Below are 17,716 nucleotides of genomic sequence, written 5' to 3'. Positions count from 1 at the left end.
AGAGAGCTCAGCGGGACGGGCCGCCGAGCCGCTCGAGGTCCAGCGAGCTCCCGTGCAGCGGGCAGAGCGGGTCCACGAGGGCCTCGTCCTTGAACAGCACGGAGCACCGGCACCCGTGGTGCACGGCCGCGTCCAGGCCCGGGGCCATCGCCGGGTCGACGCGCGCGGCCTTCCTCGCGAGCTCGTCCATCGTTCCTCCTCCACCGCGCGGGACCGGCTGTACGGACCAACGCGTTGGGGCACGAGGAGTGACGGTCCGGTTCGCTCGGGTGAGCGCGCCCATCCCCCGAGCGGACCAGCGGCACGGTGGCTCCTGCCCGCGCCCACTCGGGACCCACGCGGCAGGATCGAGCCCATGGTCTCCGCCCCCGTGACGACGCGCGCCCTCGGTGAGCACGACTTCACGAGCCCCATCGACGACCGGTGGTTCGAGGACTACCGCCCCGGTGAGACGTTCGAGTACGGCTGGCGCTCGCTCACGAGCGACGAGATCGTCGAGTACGCCGAGCGGTACGACCCGCAGCGCCTGCACACCGACCCCGACTGGGCGGCGACCGGGCCGTACGGCGGGCTGATTGCGAGTGGCTGGCAGAGCGCGGGCCTGATGATGAGGCTCTACTGCGACCACTACATCTCCGCCGTCGCCAGCCTCGGCTCGCCCGGGGTGGACGAGCTGCGCTGGTCGTCGCCGCTGCGGCCGGACGAGCCGGTGCGGCTGCGGGTGACCGTCGCCGAGGCCCGCCCGTCGCGCTCCAAGCCCGACCGCGGCATCGTCCGCACCGACGTCGCCCTGCTCACCGAGGACGACCGCTGCCCACTGGCGCTGAAGGCGCTGAACCTCGTGCTGCGCCGCCCCTGACGCGCGGGTCAGGCGAGCGCCGCCGCCATCGCGTCCAGGTCGGCCAGCAGCCGCGCACGCCGCTCCTCCGGCACGGCCCGCAGCATCCGGGCGTCGAGGGAGTAGACGACGTCGCGTGCCGCCCCGAGGCGGCGCCGGCCCTCGTCGGTGAGGTGGGCGGGGAGGGCGCGTCCGTGCTCGCTGGTCGACGGACGGTGCACCAGCCCGGCCTCCTGCAGCCCGCGCAGCACGACGTTCATCGACTGCCGGGTCACGAACGCCCCGCGGGCGAGCTCGGCGTTCGACAGCCCCGGGTGCTCCTCGAGGAGCTCGAGCGTGGCGTACTGCGGCACCGTCAGCCCGTGCGGGCGGAGCCCCTCGTCCATCCGCGCGCGCAGCGCCGACGCGGCGCGCTTGACCCGGTAGCCCAGCTTCTCGGTGGCGGTCCCGACGACGGGTTCGGTCATGTCAGGAGTTTGACATACGACGCGGTGGCGCTCTACCGTTCTTGGTGTCAGGACATTGACACACCTCGGGAGCCCACCATGCCCACCACGATGATCGCGGTCGACACCGACGGCGAGCAGGTCACCCTCGTCAACGTGTTCACCGTCGCGCCGGAGCGCCAGGACGAGCTGGTCGACGCCCTCGACCGTGCGACCGGCCAGGTCTTCGTGGGCGATCCCGGGTTCGTCTCCGCGAACCTGCACGCGAGCCTCGACGGCACCCGGGTCGTCAACTACGCGCAGTGGACGAGCCGCGAGGCGTACGAGGCGGCGCTGGCGCGCCCCGAGGTCCGCGAGCACATCGGCGAGGCCGCCGCGCTCGCGGAGTCCTTCGACCCGACGCTCGTCCGGGTGCGCGCGGTCCACCACGCCTGACGCACCCGGCATCCGACGCCGGTCCGGCCAGCCCACGAGGCCGACATCGCCGCGGTGACGGTCGCCGTCCGGTGGGTGGCCGACCACCTCGCCGAGTTCCGCTGACGTGGTCGGCCTCAGAAGTCCGGGTCGTGGTCGTAGCGGCCCGGTGGTCGTTGCTCGTGTGCGCGCCGGCGGCGGGCGAGTCGGGCGACGGTGTCGTGGGCCTGCCGGGTGATGCGACCGTCGCGGGTGCGTCGGGGCTTCCAGTCCTCCTGCGGTGGTGGGGGCGGCTGGTCCGGGGCGACCGCGTAGCCGGGATCGACCCGGGCGATCCGGGGGTCGGTCACGCGGCTCTCGACGAGGTGGCGGGTGCCGGTGGGGTCGGTGATCACGAACCGGCCCGGTTCCGGTTGCTGGTAGTCCCAGCCGCCCTCGTGCTTGCTGCGGTGGTCGTGACGGCACAGCGCCTCCAGGTCGCCGGCCTCGGTCGGGCCGCCGAGGCTCCGGTCGAGGGTGTGGTCGAGGTCGCAGGTCTCGGCGGGTCGGCTGCAGCCGGGAGCCACGCAGGTCTGGTCGCGGGCGATCACCCACGCGGCGAGGCGGGCGCCGGGGAATCGCCGGTCCCGGTCGCGGGTGGTGGTGGCCGGGTGGTCGTCGGGGTCGGCGGTCTCCGAACGCACGAGGGCCTCCCGGAGGCGGGCCAGCCATGCGGAGGTGGCGGCGTCGCACAGCACCGCCCGGGGACCGGGGAGGTCGAGCTCGCCGACCTCGCCGCCGTCGCTGCCGCCGCGGGCGCGGGTGGCGAGGGCGTGCAGCAGCTCCGCCGGGGCGGTGACCTGGACGGTCTGGCGGCGGTGGCGGGGGTCGCGGGCCGCGCCGGGCGGGCCGCGCAGGACCAGCAGGTGGGTCAGGTGGCCGTCGTCGTCGTGGACGAGGACCTGCCAGCTCGCCGCGCCGCGTGCGAGGGCCGCGGCGCGGGCGGTGGCGGTGGGGACCGGACCGAGGCCGGTCAGGGTTCCGGGGGCGTCGTCGAGGCCGAGCAGGGTCGAGAGCCGCAGACCCACCGCGGTCCCGGGCGCGAACTCCACCGAGTGCTCGGGCGAGCCGCGGCGTGCGCCGGAGTTGTGCTCGGGGCCGCTGTTACCCGGGCAGGAGTCATCCGGGCGGGGGTCATCCGGGCCGCCGGCACCGGGGGCGCCGTCACCACGGCCGCTGTCTTCTGAACCGTCGTTGCCCAGACCGTCGTCGGGCCCGTCCTCGTCAGGGCCCCGCTCGTCGCTGCCGTCGCCAGGCGTGCGGCCTGGGCCACCGTCGTCCGGGCCACCGTCGTCCGGGCCACCGTCGTCCGGGCCACCGTCGTCCGGGCCACCGTCGTCCGGGCCGCCATCGCCTGGGCCGCTGTCGCCCGGGCCGTCGTCGGGGCCGGGGTCGGTCGGGCCCTCGGCCGTGGTGAGCTCGGCGGCGACCGCGTCGATGACTGCGGCGTCGTCGGCGCCGGCGAGGGTGCCGTCGATGAGCCGCACGAACACCCGGGCCTCGACGAACCCCAGCGCCGGCTTCCGCCCCGCGCGCCGCACCCGGGCCCGCACCGCCAGCGCCAACGCCCGCAGCCGCGCCGTGGCGTCCTGGGCGAGCGCGGGGTCGAGGTCCCGGCCGCAGACGTTGACCGCCCCGGACGGGTTGGTCTCGGTCGAGACCCGGGCCCGCGCCGTCGCCGCCGCCAGTCGGTTCGCGCCCCACACGTGGTCGACCTCGTACCCGGCGGCAAGGATCCGGTCGCGCAGCTGCCCCAGCGGCAGCTCGGGCGCCTCGCCGAGCAGCATGGCGAGCACCGCCGCGCACTGGGCGTCGGTGAGCCCCTCCAGCCCGGTGACGAACGCGGCCGCCTTGACCAGCTCCAGCTCGCCGCGGCGCATGAGCTCCCCGAGCGCGGGCATCCGCTCGAGGATCCCGACCGCCAGGTCGAGCTTCGAGCAGGCCATCGTCGCCGACCACCCCAGCGAGGCCGCGGCGATCTTCGGGGCGAACTCGTCGAGATCGACCCGCACCGTGGTCCCCGCCCGCGCCGAGCAGGCCTCCCGGATGCTGCGCAGCAGCTGGAAGTCGGCGTGGTTGCGGGTACGGAACCACGCCCGCATCCACGCGGCGGCCTCCTCGCCGGTCAGCCTGGCCGGGTCGACCTCCTCCAGCGCGGCGGACAGCACGGGACCGGCAGGCAGGGCATCGAGCCCGCCGAGCACCGCGTCGTCCACCACCACCGTCATGAATCGAACACTAGTTCGACCCCCCGACAGTCACGGCCGGAATCGGGCATCCCGCACTGGGCCGGACGAGTGAAATCACCGGGCATGCTCACGCCGCCGGCGTCATCTGCGGGATCCGCGCCCGGATGCGCTCCAGCTCGGCCTCGTCGGACACGCCCTGCCAGTCGGCCCGCGGCGTGTACGGCGCCTCGAGCGCCTCGATCTCGGCCGGGGTCAGCTCGACGTCGAGCGACGCCACGGCCTCGTCGATCTGCGCGGTGCTGCTCGCCCCGACCAGCGGCGCCGCCACCACCGGCTTCGTCCGCAACCAGGCCAGCGCGACCTGGGCGCGGGACACGCCGCGCGCCGCCGCCACGGCGCCCACCGCCTCGAGGATCCGACGGTCGGAGTCCGCGGTGGCCGGCGGGTAGAGCAGGTCGGCGTAGGCACCGTCGTCCGCGCCGCGGGCCGTCGCCCGGGCCTCGTCGTACGGTCGGGCGAGCCGGCCCCGGGCCAGCGGGCTCCAGACGATGGTGCCCACGCCCTCGTCGGCGCACAGCGGCAGCATCTCCCGCTCCTCCTCGCGGGCGAGCAGGTTGTAGTGGTCCTGCATCGCCACGAAGCGGGCCCAGCCGTGCCGTTCCTGCAGGTGGAGGGCCTTCGCGAACTCCCAGGCCGGCATGGAGGAGGCGCCCAGGTAGCGGACCTTGCCCGCCTTGACCACGTCGTGCAGCGCCTCGAGGGTCTCCTCGAGCGGAGTGGCGTGGTCGTTGCGGTGGACCTGGTAGAGGTCGATGTGGTCGGTGCCGAGGCGGCGCAGGCTGTGCTCGACCTCGGTCATCACCGCCTTGCGGGACAGCCCCCGACCGTTGGGCCCGGAGCGCATGGGGTGGCGCAGCTTGGTGGCGACGACGACGGCGTCCCGGTCGGCGAAATCCCGCAGGGCGCGTCCCAGGATCTCCTCCGAGGAACCCTGGGAGTACATGTTGGCGGTGTCGAAGACGTTGATTCCCCGGTCCAGCGCGTGCTTGATCAGGGGTCGGCTGGCCTCCTCGTCCAGCGACCAGCGCGGGTGCCCGCGGGCGGGATCGCCGTAGGTCATCGCGCCGATGGCGACGGGGGAGACGTCGAGGCCGGTCGCCCCGAGCTTGACGTAGTCCATGATCGGTCCCATCGTGGCTCCGAAGACCGGAGAGTTCTCCGGCTACGGGTGACAGTACCGGAGAACTCTCCGTTTGCGCGAGGAGGCGGCATGGCCGAGCGCGCCGACGCACGCCAGAACCGCGCCCGCATCCTCGAGGTCGCGACGCAGGCCCTCGCCCGGGACGGCGACGCGTCGCTGAACTCGGTCGCGAAGCTGGCCGGCGTCGGGGCCGGCACGCTCTACCGGCACTTCCCGAACCGCGAAGCCCTCGTGCTGGCCGTCTACCGCACGGAGGTCCAGCGCCTGGTCGACCGGGTGCCCGAGCTGCTGGCGGCCGAGCCGCCGCTGGCGGCGCTGCGGACCTGGTTCGCGCTGCTCGCGGGCTACATCCGGCTCAAGCGCGGGCTGGGGGAGGCCCTGACCGCCCCGAACCACGAGGCCGCGACCGCCCAGACGTACGGCCCGGTGATCGGCGCGATCCGGACGCTGCTCGAGGCGGGGCAGACCGACGGCACCATCCGCCCCGGCCTCGACCCCGACGACGTCCTGCTGCTGATGGGGGCGGTGTGGCGGACCCCCGACGACGACGCCGGCCGCGAGCAGGCCGAACGGCTCCTCGACCTGGTGGTGGAGAGCCTGCGGCCGGTCACCAGCTGACCGGCAGCTCCAGCAGGCCCCCGGTCAGGCTGTCGGGCCGCAGCCGGAGCTCGTCGGCCGGCACCGCGACCCGGAGCGTCGGGACCCGCGCGGGCAGCGCGGTGAACACCGCCCGCAGCTCCACCCGCGCGAGGCTCGCCCCGACGCAGTGGTGCACCCCGTGCCCGAAGCCCAGGTGTGGGTTCTCGCGGCGGGCCCCGTCGAGCTCGGCCGGCGCGTCGAACACCGCCGGGTCCTGGTTGGCCGCGCCGATCGAGAGCACCACGGCGTCGCCGGGGGCGATGACGACGCCGTCGACGACGACCTCCTCGTGCGCGTAGCGGATCAGCCCGCCGCCCCGTCCGCCGCCGGGCACCGGGAGCCGCAGGATCTCCTCGACGGTGCGGGCCAAGTCGTCGGGATCGGTCGGGAGGCCGGGGGACCGGCCGTCGTGCGGGAAGAGGCGCAGGACGCCGGCGTCGATCCGGGTCATCGTGGTCTCGTGGCCGGCGAAGAGCAGGCCGGTCGCGATCCCCGCCACCACCAGGTCGGAGAGCTCCGGGTCGTCCTGCTGGGCCGCCACGAGGTCGGAGAGGACGTCCTCGGCGGGCTCGCGCCGCTTCGCGTCGACCAGACCGGCCACGTAGCGCCCGAGGGCGGTGATGCCCGCGCGGCTCGTCCCGGCGTCGTCGATCGCGGCGGCCTGACCGGACCAGGCGCGGAAGGCGTCCCGGTCGGCGTAGGGCACCCCGAGGAGCTCGCAGATGACCAGGGCGGGCAGCGGCTCGGCCAGCACGGCGTGGAGGTCGGCCGGCCGCTCGCGGGCGAGCAGGTCGTCGAGCAGGCCGTCGACCAGCTCGCCGACGTGGTCGGCCAGGCGTCGCATCCGGCGCGCGGAGAACGCCGGGGCGAGCAGCCGGCGCATCCGCTGGTGGGAGGCCCGTTCGTGCTCGTGGTCGCCCATCGGGCCGCCCAGGAGCATCCCGTCGTGCAGCCGCGCCGCCTTCTCGGGCTCGGGGTGCGAACGCCCCAGCCAGGGGTCGGCGAGCAGCGCCCGCACCGGCGCGTACCCGGTGACCAGCCAGGCCTCGTCGCCGACGCGCGTGCGCACCCGGGTGACCGGTGAGCGCTCCCGCAGCGGGCCGAGCGCCGGGGCGAGGCCGAGCGGGTCGGGGGTCGGGAAGGGGAGGCGGGGCAGGTCGGTGGCGGTGTCGGGCACGCCGCCATCGTCGTCCCCCGGAACGCGCCGGCGCCTCCACCGACGGGTCGAGACGGGGTGGAGACCGTTCACCCCTCGGGACCGCCCCGCATCCCGAGCCCCGCGCGCCCAGGACGATCCCGAACTCCAGCACGCCTCACCCCGTGATGGCCTCGATCGCCGTGAGCACGGCGAGGATCACCAGGATCGCGGCCGCGGCCCGGGTCAGCCACTGGGCGGGGACCACGCGGCGCAGCCGGTCGCCGCCGTACACGGCGACCGCCGAGACCACCCAGAGCGCGAGCGCGCTGCCGACCCCGACCGCGATCGGGTCGTCGTAGCGGGCCGCGAGGGTCGCGGTGATGATCTGGGTCGGGTCGCCGAGCTCGGCCAGCAGCACGACCGTGAAGGACGTCAGCACCACCTTGCGGCGGGTCCCCGGACGTCCGTCGAGCCGGGGCTCGTCGTCGTCATCGTCGTCGTCGTCCTCGCGCAGGACCAGCACCGCCGCGACCAGGAAGATCACCACCAGCGCGAACTCGAGCGGCCGCCGGGGGAGCAGGGCGACGACGCTCCCGGCCGCCACCGAGACGACGGTCTGCACGGTGTGCGCCAGGATCGCGCCGATCAGCACGAACCGCGGGGGGTAGCGGCTGCCGAGCACGACCGCCGCCAGCGAACTGGTGTCGGGCAGCTCCGCGAGCGCGACGATGCCGAACACGATCCCGGCGACGGCGAGGTCCACGGTGAAGGGCTATCGGTCCCGGGCCCGGAACACAACCGCTGGCCCCGACCGGCGATTGGCGACGCCCGCCCACCGGGCAACCAGCCCGCCATGCCGGACACCGCGATCCTCGACGTCGACGGCACGCTCGTCGACTCGAACTACCAGCACGCCCTCGCCTGGTACCGGGCCTTCCGCCGGTTCGGGACCACCCTGCCGATCTGGCACCTCCACCGTGCCGTCGGGATGGGTGGCGACCAGCTCGTCACCCACGTGGCGGGGGAGCAGGCCGAGGCCGAGTACGGGGACGACGTGCGCGCGGCGCACGGTGAGGAGTTCGACGCCCTCATCGACGAGGTCGCGGCGTTCCCGGACGCCCAGCGGCTGCTGGCCGGCCTGCGCGAGGACGGGCTGCGGGTCGTGCTCGCCACCTCCGGCTCCAGCGGGACCGCCGAGCACCTGCTCGGGCTGGTCGACGGCCGGACCTACGCCGACGACGTGGTGACCAGCGCCGACGTCGAGGCGAGCAAGCCCGCGCCCGACCTCGTCGAGCTCGCGCTGCAGCGCGCCGGGGCCACCGACGCGATCCTCGTCGGGGACTCGGTCTGGGACGGTCGGGCCGGGGTCGCCGCCGGGGTGCCGTTCCTCGCGGTGCGCACCGGCGGGTTCTCCGACGACGAGCTGACCGAGGCCGGCGCGCGCCACGTCGTCGAGTCTCTCTCCGAGCTGCTCGAGCTGGTGCGCGGGCAGGGGAGGAGCGCGGCATGAGCACACTGACGACCCGGACCCGGGCGACGACACCGCCGACGGGCGGGGTGCGCGACCGCGAGCGGTGCGACACGCTCGTCCTCGCGGCCCTGGCCTCGGCCGACCGCGACGGCTACGGCGTGCTGGAGCGGCTCCGGGAGGGCGCCCGCGGCACCCCGACGCCCTCCGCCCAGCAGGTGTTCGCCGCGCTGCACCGGCTGGCGCGCAACCGGCTCGTCCGACGGTCGCCCGCCGATCCGCGGGCCTACCGGCTGACGACCACCGGGACCCGGGTGCTGGCGGCGCGGACGAGTGCCGCGGACGCCTACGCCCGGGCCCTGCACACACTGCAGGGCTGAGGCCCCGCCCGGCCCTCCGCGCCCCGTCAGCCGTTCCGCCCGGCGACGACGTCGTCGGCCTTGGCCGCCCCGCGCGAGCCCATCGGCCGCGGGGGGCCCTTCGTGGTGTCCTGCACCGTCTGCAGCTCGGACTCCGCGTTGATCTCGGCGCCGAGCAGCACGACATAGCTGGACAGGTACATCCACAGCATCAGCACGATGACCCCGGCCAGGGCGCCGTAGGTCTTGTTGTAGCTGCCGAAGTTGTCGACGTAGAGGCTGAAGACGACGCTGCCGACCACCCAGAGCACCGTCGCGGCCACCGAGCCGAGGGTCACCCAGCGGAAGCGCGGCGAGTCGCGGTCGGGTGCCACCCGGTAGAGCACCGCGAGCCCGACGACGACGAGCAGCACCAGCAGCACCCAGCGCACCACCTGGCCGATCACCCGGCCGACCGTGCCGAGGTGGTCGAGCACGAACGGGGCCACGGCGACCAGCGCGATCGAGACGATGACGAACACGACCGCGCCGAGCGTCAGCGCGAGGGCCAGCAGGCGCAGCTTCACCGCGCTGCGTGTCTCGGTCTCGTCGTAGGCGATGTTCACCGCCGCCATGAGGTTCTGGGTCCCGCTGGAGGCGCTGAACAGCGCGGCGAGCGCGGAGATGATGAAGCCCGTCGTCAGGCCCCCGCTGCTGCTCGTGACCACCGCCTGCAACTGCTCGGCGACCAGCGGGCGGGCGGACGCGGGCAGGGCCGACGTGACGCTCTCCAGGGTCTGCGCCGCCTGCGCCGGGTCGGCGACGAGGCCGTAGAGCGACACCAGCGCGATCAGCGCCGGGAAGATCGCGAGGAACCCGAAGAACGCGACCCCGCCGGCGAGCATGCTGACGTTGTCCTTGCTGCTCTCCGCGAACGCACGCCGGATGATCTGCCACCACCCGGCCGGCGGGATGTCGGTGGGGGTCGCGGCGCGCGACCCGGGCGGGGTGTCGGGCGTCGCGGGCTCCCGGCGGGGCCGGTGGTCGGGGTCCTGCGGATGGCGGACGCCGCGGACCACGCTGCGCGCGACGAGACCGGCGGAGAGCAGTTGGGCGGGCTTCACGCGCGCTGGTACCCACGTCCGCGTCGTGACGATCCCCGGATCCGCGGTGACGCCGTCGACGATTGCGTCGTCGCGACGGCGGGGCACCACCGCCCATGAGCACACGCAACACCGGATTCCGGGCCCTGCACGACGTCGGTCTGGCCGCCTGGTTCGGCGGTTCGCTCTTCGGCGTGGCGGGCCTGAACGCGGCGGCGCAGGAGGCCGACCAGGAGCGCACGAAGGCCCGCGTCACCAGCATCGGCTGGGCGAAGTGGAGCCCCGTCAACGCCGCCTTCATCGGGGCGCACCTCATCGGCGGGGCCGGCCTGCTCGCCACCAACCGCAAGCGCGTGAAGTACCAGAAGGGCGTTACCGGCACCACGGTCGCCAAGCTGGTCCTCACCGGTGCCGCGCTGGCGACGACCGCCTACACCCGCGTGCTCGGCAAGAAGGTCGAGGACGCCGTCATCCACGCCTCGCCGAACATCTCGTCGAGCACCACGACCCACCTCGACCGCGGCACCACGCAGGAGGGTCGCGGGGGCGCGGCCCAGGCTGTGCAGGAGGTCGACAAGCAGGCCGGGCAGGCGCTCAGCCAGGCCGCCGAGCAGCTGCCGATCGGTGCCGCCGAGGCCAAGCGCCAGTTGTCCTGGTTCCAGCTCGCGGTGCCCGCCCTGACCGGCGCGCTGGTCGTGCTCAGCGCGCAGGCCGGCGAGCAGCAGCGTCCGGGCGATCAGGTGCTCGGGGTCGCCCGTCGCGTCGGGTCGGCGCTCGGCGTCGCGGCCTGACGACCGCTCTCCCGGGGCGGGTCAGGCGCGGGGGCGCGGGCCCACCCCGGGGGCGACCCGGGCGAGCACCATGCACAGCGGGCACAGCACCCGCTGCCGGGCCGCGTCGTGCCCCGCGCGCCACGCGAGCGCGCACACCAGCGGGATCGCCGGGCCCGCGTGGTCACGGTGCGCGTGCAGCGACCCGTCCTCGCAGGCCCGGCGGACCCGGCTCGTGAACACCCGGACGATCCCGGCGGTCGCGACGGGGTCGTGCAGCTCCGCCGTCTCCGCGGCCCCCGCCACCTCGCAGCCCAGCACCATGCCCGTCCAACGAGCACCTGGCCCGGGGGACGCGCGGGAGGCGGGCTACCAGAACTTGATGCCGACGGACTTGAGGCGCCGGCGGTGCAGCTGGTCGACCTTGTCGACGGACTTCGCGGAGATGAGGTCGCCCCAGGCGGACGCCGCCTTGGTGCCCTGCGTCAGCAGCTCCTCCATCTCGTCGTCGACGACATCGGCGCTCTGGATGACCCGGGACCCGAAGCCGATGTGCCAGCGCTCGTCGCGCAGGACGAGCTCCATCCCCTTGCGCATCCCCGGCATGTTGATCGAGCAGCCCTCGAGCGTCTCGAGCAGCGCGTGCTGGCCCGCGGTCAGCACGACCCCCTCGAGGATCATGTGGTACAGCCCGACCGCCGCGGTGAGGTTCTGCGCGTCCTGCGCGACCCGCTCCGCCATGGCCGGGAGCCGCTCCTCGAACAGCTCGACGAGGTCGGGGCTCACCCGGTCGCGCAGCGCGTCCATGCGCTCGGTGAGGTTCTCGCCCGGGACCTCCACGACCTCGCGGACGACGCGGTCGAAGAACCGGGCGTGGCGGGCCTCGTCGCGGGCCTGGGCCTCGAACACCTTCGCCATCGCATCGTCGGTGCTCGCGGCGGTCTGGAAGTTCTTGAGGTGCGTCGCCACGGACGTCTCCCCGACGACGAAGCCGGCGAGGAGCCCGAGGATCTGCTCGTTCTCCTCGTCCTCGAGCTTCGCCCAGGCCTCGACGTCCGTCGAGAGGTCGATCGCGGTCTCGTCCCACTGCAGTGATTCGGCGAGCTGTGCGAAGTGGCCGTACCCGGTGATCATCTGTACAGATCCCTCACATCTCCGGGAACTCTCCCGGCTCCAGCGCACGGAAGTCCGACTTCTCGGCTCCGCAGATCGGGCACATCCAGTCGTCGGGGATGTCCTCGAAAGGCGTCCCGGGCGGGATACCGCTGTCGGGATCACCCTCCTCAGGATCGTAGATGAATCCGCACATCTCGCAGAGCCAACGCGTGGCCTGCGGTCTGGCCTCGGTCTGCTCGACGGTCATGTCGCCTCCGGAGATCCTCGGTCAGGGGCACGGTGCACGGTATCGGTGCCGAACACCGCGAAGGGGCGCCGGAACCAGTCCGGCGCCCCTCCGCGCGTTCTCGATCAGTCGTCCATCTGTGCGACGTACATCGTCACCTCAGGAGCGACCCCGATCTCCTCGAACTCGGGGGCCTCCCACACGTGGAGCTCCACGGACTTTCACCTCCTCGTGAACGACGGTGATGCGGATCGTGCGTCCGGCCGCCGTCAGGCTTCCGGCAGCGCGAACACGAACAGGGCGTCACCCGCGGCGGCGCCGAGCAGACCGGGGAGGAAGCCCTCGATCCAGCCGCCCCAGCCGGTGGGCACCGCGACGTACTGGCGGCCGTCCACGCTGTACGTCGACGGGCTGCTGTGGTGCCCGCTGCCGCACTGGAACGACCACAGCTTCTCGCCGGTCTCCTCGTCGAGCGCGACGAACTCGCCCGTCGGCGTCCCCTGGAAGACCAGGCCGCCGCCCGTGGTGAGGGTCGAGGAGCACATCGGGTACTCGTTGCGCCAGCGCCACTTCTCCTCGCCGGTCAACGGGTCGATGGCGGCCACGAACCCGTAGTGGTCGTCGAGGTCGACGGCCACGCCCGCACCCCAGTAGGGGATGCTCTCCTTGAACTCACGACGACGGCGGGTGGCCGTCGCCCCGACCTCCTGGACGGGAACGTAGATCAGCCCGGTGCGCGGGCTGTACGCCATGTGCGTCCATTCCTTGCCGCCGGCCGGACCGGGCCAGAAGTGGACGGGGACGCCTTCCTCGTCCGGGTAGACCTTCGGCGTCACCTTGCCGTCGGGCGTGATCTCGCCCCAGGTGATCCGGTCGACGAACGGGAAGACCCGGACCAGCTCGCCGTTGGTCCGGTCGAGGACGAAGAAGTACCCGTTCTTGTCCGCGTGCGCGAGCAGCTTGCGCCCGTCGGGCGCGTCGAACAGGACGTTCTCCATCGTCGAGTCGTAGTCCCACAGGTCGTGGGGCGTGAACTGGTAGTGCCAGCGGATCTCGCCGGTGTTCACGTCGACCGCGATGGTCGAGTCGGTGTAGAGGTTGTCGCCGGGGCGCACGCCGCCGTCGAAGTCCGGCGCCGGGTTGCCCGTGCCCTGGTACAGCAGCTCGAGCTCCGGGTCGTACGTCGGTGTCACCCAGCAGTTCGCGCCGCCGCGCTGCCACGCCTCGCCGTCGTCCGGCCACGTCTCCGACCCGGGCTCGCCCGGCTTCGGGATCGTGTAGCAGCGCCACTGGCGCTCGCCGGTCTGCGCGTCGAAGGCGTCGAGGTGGCCGCGGAGCCCGAACTCCCCGCCGGAGCTCCCGACGATGACCTTGTCCTTGACGATCAGCGGCGCGACGGTGCCGCTCTCGCCGGCGCGCACGTCGCCGTTGACGACGTCGAAGACGAGGTCACCGGTCTGGGCGTCGAGCGCGATGAGGTGGGCGTTGAGCGTGTACAGGTACACCTTGCCGTGGCCCACGGCCACGCCGCGGTTGACGTTGCCGCAGCACAGCGAGACGTCGTACGGCGAGGCGTGCTTGTAGCGCCAGAGCTCCTCACCGGTGGTGGCGTCGATCGCCCACAACTTGCCCTCGGGGCCGGAGACGTACATGACGCCCTCGACGACGAGCGGTGAGGACTCGAACGAGTAGGTCGACGCGCCGGAGTGCAGACCCGCCGAGCCGGCCTGGAAGACCCACGCGGGCGAGAGGCGCTTGACGTTCTCGCGGTTGATCTGGTCGAGCGCGCTGTGCCGCTGGCCGTCGTAGGTGCCGTAGTAGGTGAGCCAGTTCTCCGGCTCCGAGCGGGCGTTCTGGATGCGCTCGTAGTTGACGTCGCTGGTGGCCGGGGCGCTGCCCTTGGTGGCGCTGAGCGTCTTGTGGGGGACGGCCTCGCCGGCGTCCACGTAGTCGGTCATGGGTGCTCCTCCTTACGGGCGCGGCTGCGGGGGACGGTCGATCTTGGCCGAGTCGGGCACCTCGCCACCGAAGACCAGCGCGGCGGTCAGCCCGCGGCCCTCGTCGTTGCCGGTGGTGGAGCCGTAGTAGTAGGTCCCCGGTCCGCCCAGGTTCAGGCGGGCGATGCCCTTGGAGTGGTTGACCAACCAGATGATCTTGGGATCACCGTTGTTGGGCAGCACTGCACAGTGGGTGTTCTTGTCGTCGTTGATGAGCGTCAGCTCGACCTCGCCCCCGTGCGGGAAGACGAGGATCGACGGGTCGAAGATCAGTTCGTCCTCCGGGATGCGGACCGTCGCCCGCATGACGCCGTCGGAGCCCTCCTCGGCGTGTCCGACGTTCCCGGTGCCGAGCAGCCGGCCCAGTGCCGTCCGGTTCTGCCCGTCGAGCCCAGCTTCGTGGAGCTGGGTGTCTCGATCACCTGCGGTGGCCGTCATCGGCCATCCCTCCTCTTCTCGGTCGTCCGGGCGGGCCACCGGTGGTGCCCGTCGCTCCGGGGAGCGGGCGGTCGTCGGACCACGGTCACGACCGCGGGGAGAGGCGCACTTGCACCTGCCGCCACGGGCCTGTCGACCGTTCGTCCGATCTCGGTGACCACTGGGCGGCAGGACACGACGTGGTCGGCCGTCGAGACAGCGTCGACAGTCGATCAACGGTGTGTGCTGAGCCACAGTCGACCATAGGGAGGTGACCTTGGGTCGGCAAGGGGGAGCGCGGAGTGATCAGATGTCGATCATCGCGACCTGCAGATCTCCACCTCTACGTTCCGGATGACGGAACGGGGAACCCGAAGGACCTGGGGGAGACGGAGGGGGCACCTACCGTGAATCGGGGAGGTGCCCCCGTCCGACCGCCCAGGTTCGGCATCGAACGCTGCCGCCGCCTCCGGACGGCGGCTAGGGTCGCGGCCGGGTGGCGTCGTCGCCGGGGATTCCGCGCCGCCCGGCGGGAGGTCGAGAGGACGTGCCGAGGTTCGGACCGCCCGAGGCGCTCGCCCGGCTCTGCACGGGGGGCGCCCACGCCGACAGCGTCGAGCTGAAGGCGCTGCTCCGGACCCCGGCCGACCGCGCCGCGGAGGTGCTGACCGGCCGCCCCTCGCCGACGTGGAGCGAGCGCCGGACCTACCTGCTCGACACCGAGGCACTGGACCTGCTCCGGGCCGGCGTCGAGATCCGCCTGCGCCGCCGGGCCCGCGGCCGCTACGACCTCGCGGTCTCGGCGCGCCGCACCGGCACGACGCCCGACCGCACCGCCCCCCGGGGCGTGCGGGTCGAGCTCGACGTGGTCCCCGGGGAGGTCTGGCAGGACATCGAGGTCCGCCGCGAGGTCGACCCCGGCGAGGCCTCCCACGTGGTCGCGCGCGCCTTCGACCCCCGTGAGCTGCTCTCCACCGCACAGCGCGCCTGGGCGCTGCGCGGCGGCCACGAGCCCGTCGACGACGGCGCCCTCAAGGAGCTGACGGTGCACGGGCCCCTGGTCGTCCACCGCGTCAAGGTCACCGCCGCCGCGCCGGGTCTGCGCGCGGACCTCGAGCACTTCCGCTTCCCCAGCGGCCGGGAGATGGTGGAGCTCTCCACCCACTGCGACCCCCACGAGGTGTCGGCCGCCGCCGCCGCGTTCGAGCGGCTCCTCGACGACCGGGCCCTGCACGTCGCCGACGGCTACCGGACGAAGACCGAGGTCTGGCGCGACGAGCTCGGTCTCTGACGCCGGGTCAGGGCGCGGGCACCTCGGCGACGAGCACGCGGGCCGAGCGCCGCTCCTGGACCTCCCGCGCCCGCTCGATCCCCTCGAACTCGTTGCACAGCAGGAACAGGTGGCGGCCCTCGGGGCCGCCCAGGACGCAGGAGAAGCAGGGCAGCTCGGTCTCCACGCGGTGGGTGACCTCGCCGCCGTCGAGGACCCGCACGCACGCCCCGGCGGGGGCCCCGGCGTCGCCCGTGTGCGCGAAGGTGTCGGCGGTCTGGGCCCAGATCGCGCCCTCGGCGTCGACGCAAATGCCGTCGGGGCCCAGGCCCTCGGCCCACGTCCGGCGACCCGTCAGGCCGCCGTCGTCGGCGATGTCGAACGCGGTCAGGCGCCCGGCGAACGACTCGGCGACGACGAGGGTCGTGCCGTCGGGGGTGACGACCATGCCGTTGGGGAACTGGACGTCGCCGGCCACCCGGCGGGAGGTCCCGTCGGGCCCGAGCAGGTCGATCCAGCCCGGCTCCGGGGTCCCGCCGCCGAGGAAGTCGAAGTCGAACCCGTCGACGTAGCGGTGCCCGCGCGGGTCGGTGACGATCTCGTTGGCGGCCCGGTCCCACAGCGTCGTCGTGCTGCCGTCGGCCTCGTGGCGGCGGATCGCGTCGCCGGTGGTGAGCAGGCGCCCGTCGGGCAGCCAGTCGAGCGACCAGCCCATGCGGTGCGGGCCGGGCGCCACGACCTCGGCGGTGCCGTCGAGGTCGACGGCGATCACCTCGCCGGCGCCCCAGTCGGCGAACCACAACCGGCCGTCGTGCCAGCGGGCGGACTCGACCATGGCCAGCCCGGTGAGCAGGGTGCGGGTGGGGGAGAGCTGCTGGGTGTCCATGGCCCCTCCACGCGGGAGGCCCTGCCGGATCGACACCGCGATCGGGTGAGCCGGGTCACACCTCGTCGGCTCCGGCCCGGACCGCGTGCGGCCATCGCAGGGTGGTCGCGAGCCAGAGCAGGATGTCGTGCAGGCGCAGCCGGGTCGGTCGGGCGCCCTCCAGACGGTCCGCCACCCGGCGCTCGAGGACGGCGAAGGCCGCGTCGTTGGCGACCAGTTCGCGCCGCACGACCGCCTCGACGCCGCTGTCACCCTCCTCGAGGTGGGGGAGCAGCGTACGCCGGGTCGACCGCGCGAGGTGGGGGATCAGCTCCGGGTGGCGGTGCTGCAGCGCGGCGAGCACGTGGGCCGGGTGCCGGCCGGCCACCGCCGCGACCTCGCGGAGCAGCGCCCCGACGGTGCCGGGCTCCTCGAGCACCGAGAACTCCTCGGCGGGCAGCGTCCACAGGGCACGGCCGGCGGCCCGACGCCGGACGTCGTCGACGAGCGGCGCGACCCGGGCGAGCGCGTCGTGCACGTCCTGCCAGCCGTCACGGTCGAGCCGTCCGTGCAGCGCCTCGCCGAGCAGGACGTCGCCGTCGGGGCCGGTGCTCGCCGCGACGGTGTCGAACCGGGACCAGCCGTAGGCCGGGACCCGCACCCAGCGCCCGTCGGGGACGCCCGGCGAGCGGAACCGCAGCGGGCGCCGGGCCAGCGCGTAGCCGGTCACCGCGGCGAGGGCGTCGGCGAGGGGGATCGGGTCGGGGCCGGTGCTGGGCAGGACCAGGACACCGTCGTCGTGGTCGTCGTGCCCGTCCCGTGCCACGGGACGGAGTACACCACCCGGGCGAACCGGGCGGACCACGCCCGGGCGCCGCCGTTCGGTTGCGCGCCATCGACATCGGGCGCGCCTCGGTTCCTCGATCATCAGCACACCGGGCAGCCGGTCGCGCGTCAGCGCCCGCCTGGTGTGCCCGTCGTCCTGGCGCGCCGTGGGCGACGGGCACACCAGGCAGCGAGGGAACGCGCGCGGCCGGCCTCACGTACTCCTGACCAGTGGGGAGGGGTTCTCCGGTCCATCTGACATAATGTCGATTATCGGATCGACGGATCGGGCCGCTGGTGAGCCGGGTCCATGATCACGGGCACGTCAGCCATGAACAGGACCCGCCGACCTGCCAGGTGTGCCCCTCAGGGCCTGCCGACGCCGATCAGTCGTTGCGCGGGAACCCGAGGTCGAGC

22 protein-coding genes are annotated in these 17,716 nt (G+C 73.8%); 7 read left to right on the top strand and 15 right to left on the bottom strand.

Features of this window, described 5'->3' with window-relative positions:
- Window positions 1–7 precede the first annotated feature (7 nt).
- A complete protein-coding gene (locus tag HH311_RS14115; RefSeq protein ID WP_169184308.1) occupies window positions 8–190 on the bottom strand; it encodes a hypothetical protein in 183 nt (60 codons plus the stop codon).
- A 165-nt stretch (window positions 191–355) separates the two neighbouring features.
- On the opposite strand from HH311_RS14115, the gene HH311_RS14110 reads away from it, so the two are divergent.
- On the top strand, window positions 356–859 hold the full coding sequence (locus HH311_RS14110) for a MaoC family dehydratase (RefSeq protein WP_169184307.1): 504 nt from the start codon (window positions 356–358) through the stop codon (window positions 857–859).
- 8 nt (window positions 860–867) lie between these two features.
- Here the strand turns inward: HH311_RS14110 and HH311_RS14105 are convergent, their stop codons facing one another.
- Window positions 868–1,305: a MarR family winged helix-turn-helix transcriptional regulator gene (locus HH311_RS14105; RefSeq protein WP_169184306.1), complete on the bottom strand. Its 438-nt coding sequence runs from the start codon at window positions 1,303–1,305 to the stop codon at window positions 868–870.
- A 78-nt stretch (window positions 1,306–1,383) separates the two neighbouring features.
- On the opposite strand from HH311_RS14105, the gene HH311_RS14100 reads away from it, so the two are divergent.
- A complete protein-coding gene (locus HH311_RS14100) occupies window positions 1,384–1,719 on the top strand; it encodes an antibiotic biosynthesis monooxygenase family protein (RefSeq protein WP_169184305.1) in 336 nt (111 codons plus the stop codon).
- A gap of 116 nt (window positions 1,720–1,835) precedes the next feature.
- Here HH311_RS14100 and HH311_RS14095 read toward each other — a convergent pair whose 3' ends face one another.
- Both HH311_RS14095 and HH311_RS14090 read right to left on the bottom strand, forming a co-directional pair.
- Window positions 1,836–3,965, bottom strand: coding sequence for an HNH endonuclease signature motif containing protein (locus HH311_RS14095; protein WP_169184304.1), 2,130 nt, complete (start codon window positions 3,963–3,965; stop codon window positions 1,836–1,838).
- A gap of 88 nt (window positions 3,966–4,053) precedes the next feature.
- Window positions 4,054–5,106 (bottom strand): aldo/keto reductase, encoded by a 1,053-nt coding sequence (locus HH311_RS14090; protein ID WP_169184499.1) that lies wholly within the window; start codon window positions 5,104–5,106, stop codon window positions 4,054–4,056.
- A gap of 90 nt (window positions 5,107–5,196) precedes the next feature.
- On the opposite strand from HH311_RS14090, the gene HH311_RS14085 reads away from it, so the two are divergent.
- Complete coding sequence (locus tag HH311_RS14085; RefSeq protein ID WP_169184303.1) at window positions 5,197–5,745, top strand: TetR/AcrR family transcriptional regulator; 549 nt, start codon at window positions 5,197–5,199, stop codon at window positions 5,743–5,745.
- On the opposite strand, the gene HH311_RS14080 is transcribed toward HH311_RS14085, so the two are convergent.
- Together HH311_RS14080 and HH311_RS33310 are read right to left on the bottom strand one after the other, a co-directional pair.
- Complete coding sequence (locus HH311_RS14080) at window positions 5,735–6,943, bottom strand: cytochrome P450 (protein WP_312030146.1); 1,209 nt, start codon at window positions 6,941–6,943, stop codon at window positions 5,735–5,737. The two genes, HH311_RS14085 and HH311_RS14080, sit on opposite strands and share 11 nt — an antisense overlap.
- A 136-nt stretch (window positions 6,944–7,079) precedes the next feature.
- On the bottom strand, window positions 7,080–7,667 hold the full coding sequence (locus tag HH311_RS33310; protein ID WP_169184302.1) for a TMEM165/GDT1 family protein: 588 nt from the start codon (window positions 7,665–7,667) through the stop codon (window positions 7,080–7,082).
- A 90-nt stretch (window positions 7,668–7,757) separates the two neighbouring features.
- On the opposite strand from HH311_RS33310, the gene HH311_RS14070 reads away from it, so the two are divergent.
- Window positions 7,758–8,414, top strand: a complete 657-nt coding sequence (locus HH311_RS14070) for an HAD family hydrolase (RefSeq protein WP_169184301.1) — start codon at window positions 7,758–7,760, stop codon at window positions 8,412–8,414.
- Entirely contained in the window at window positions 8,411–8,752 is a 342-nt protein-coding gene (locus tag HH311_RS14065) for a PadR family transcriptional regulator (RefSeq protein ID WP_169184300.1), read from the top strand. The genes HH311_RS14070 and HH311_RS14065 overlap by 4 nt, the downstream gene beginning before the upstream one ends.
- A 26-nt stretch (window positions 8,753–8,778) precedes the next feature.
- Here the strand turns inward: HH311_RS14065 and HH311_RS14060 are convergent, their stop codons facing one another.
- Window positions 8,779–9,834 carry a YihY/virulence factor BrkB family protein gene (locus HH311_RS14060; protein WP_312030145.1) on the bottom strand — a complete coding sequence of 352 codons (1,056 nt, stop codon included), beginning with the start codon at window positions 9,832–9,834 and terminating at the stop codon, window positions 8,779–8,781.
- Between the two features lie 95 nt (window positions 9,835–9,929).
- Here HH311_RS14060 and HH311_RS14055 point away from each other — a divergent pair, with 95 nt between their 5' ends.
- Complete coding sequence (locus HH311_RS14055) at window positions 9,930–10,604, top strand: hypothetical protein (RefSeq protein ID WP_169184299.1); 675 nt, start codon at window positions 9,930–9,932, stop codon at window positions 10,602–10,604.
- Window positions 10,605–10,625: 21 nt separating this feature from the next.
- On the opposite strand, the gene HH311_RS14050 is transcribed toward HH311_RS14055, so the two are convergent.
- The 6 genes from HH311_RS14050 to HH311_RS14025 form a co-directional block, all read right to left on the bottom strand.
- A complete protein-coding gene (locus HH311_RS14050; RefSeq protein ID WP_169184298.1) occupies window positions 10,626–10,907 on the bottom strand; it encodes a hypothetical protein in 282 nt (93 codons plus the stop codon).
- 45 nt (window positions 10,908–10,952) lie between these two features.
- Window positions 10,953–11,717, bottom strand: a complete 765-nt coding sequence (locus HH311_RS14045) for a ribonucleotide-diphosphate reductase subunit beta (RefSeq protein WP_169184297.1) — start codon at window positions 11,715–11,717, stop codon at window positions 10,953–10,955.
- Between the two features lie 13 nt (window positions 11,718–11,730).
- On the bottom strand, window positions 11,731–11,946 hold the full coding sequence (rd, locus tag HH311_RS14040; RefSeq protein WP_169184296.1) for a rubredoxin: 216 nt from the start codon (window positions 11,944–11,946) through the stop codon (window positions 11,731–11,733).
- A gap of 104 nt (window positions 11,947–12,050) precedes the next feature.
- Window positions 12,051–12,140: a pyrroloquinoline quinone precursor peptide PqqA gene (gene pqqA, locus HH311_RS14035; protein ID WP_133825024.1), complete on the bottom strand. Its 90-nt coding sequence runs from the start codon at window positions 12,138–12,140 to the stop codon at window positions 12,051–12,053.
- 54 nt (window positions 12,141–12,194) lie between these two features.
- Entirely contained in the window at window positions 12,195–13,883 is a 1,689-nt protein-coding gene (locus HH311_RS14030) for a PQQ-dependent dehydrogenase, methanol/ethanol family (RefSeq protein ID WP_169184295.1), read from the bottom strand.
- 12 nt (window positions 13,884–13,895) lie between these two features.
- Window positions 13,896–14,360, bottom strand: coding sequence for an MSMEG_3727 family PQQ-associated protein (locus tag HH311_RS14025; protein WP_169184294.1), 465 nt, complete (start codon window positions 14,358–14,360; stop codon window positions 13,896–13,898).
- 526 nt (window positions 14,361–14,886) lie between these two features.
- On the opposite strand from HH311_RS14025, the gene HH311_RS14020 reads away from it, so the two are divergent.
- On the top strand, window positions 14,887–15,630 hold the full coding sequence (locus HH311_RS14020) for a hypothetical protein (protein WP_169184293.1): 744 nt from the start codon (window positions 14,887–14,889) through the stop codon (window positions 15,628–15,630).
- A 7-nt stretch (window positions 15,631–15,637) separates the two neighbouring features.
- Here HH311_RS14020 and HH311_RS14015 read toward each other — a convergent pair whose 3' ends face one another.
- Window positions 15,638–16,495 carry an SMP-30/gluconolactonase/LRE family protein gene (locus HH311_RS14015; RefSeq protein WP_169184292.1) on the bottom strand — a complete coding sequence of 286 codons (858 nt, stop codon included), beginning with the start codon at window positions 16,493–16,495 and terminating at the stop codon, window positions 15,638–15,640.
- A 55-nt stretch (window positions 16,496–16,550) separates the two neighbouring features.
- Window positions 16,551–17,300, bottom strand: coding sequence for a hypothetical protein (locus HH311_RS14010; RefSeq protein ID WP_169184291.1), 750 nt, complete (start codon window positions 17,298–17,300; stop codon window positions 16,551–16,553).
- Between the last annotated feature and the right edge of the window lie 416 nt (window positions 17,301–17,716).

It is taken from the genome of Actinomycetospora sp. TBRC 11914, assembly GCF_012933465.1.
Taxonomy (GTDB): Bacteria; Actinomycetota; Actinomycetes; order Mycobacteriales; family Pseudonocardiaceae; genus Actinomycetospora.
The sequence above is the reverse complement of the archived record's forward strand: the minus strand, read 5'-3'. Positions and strand labels throughout refer to the sequence as shown.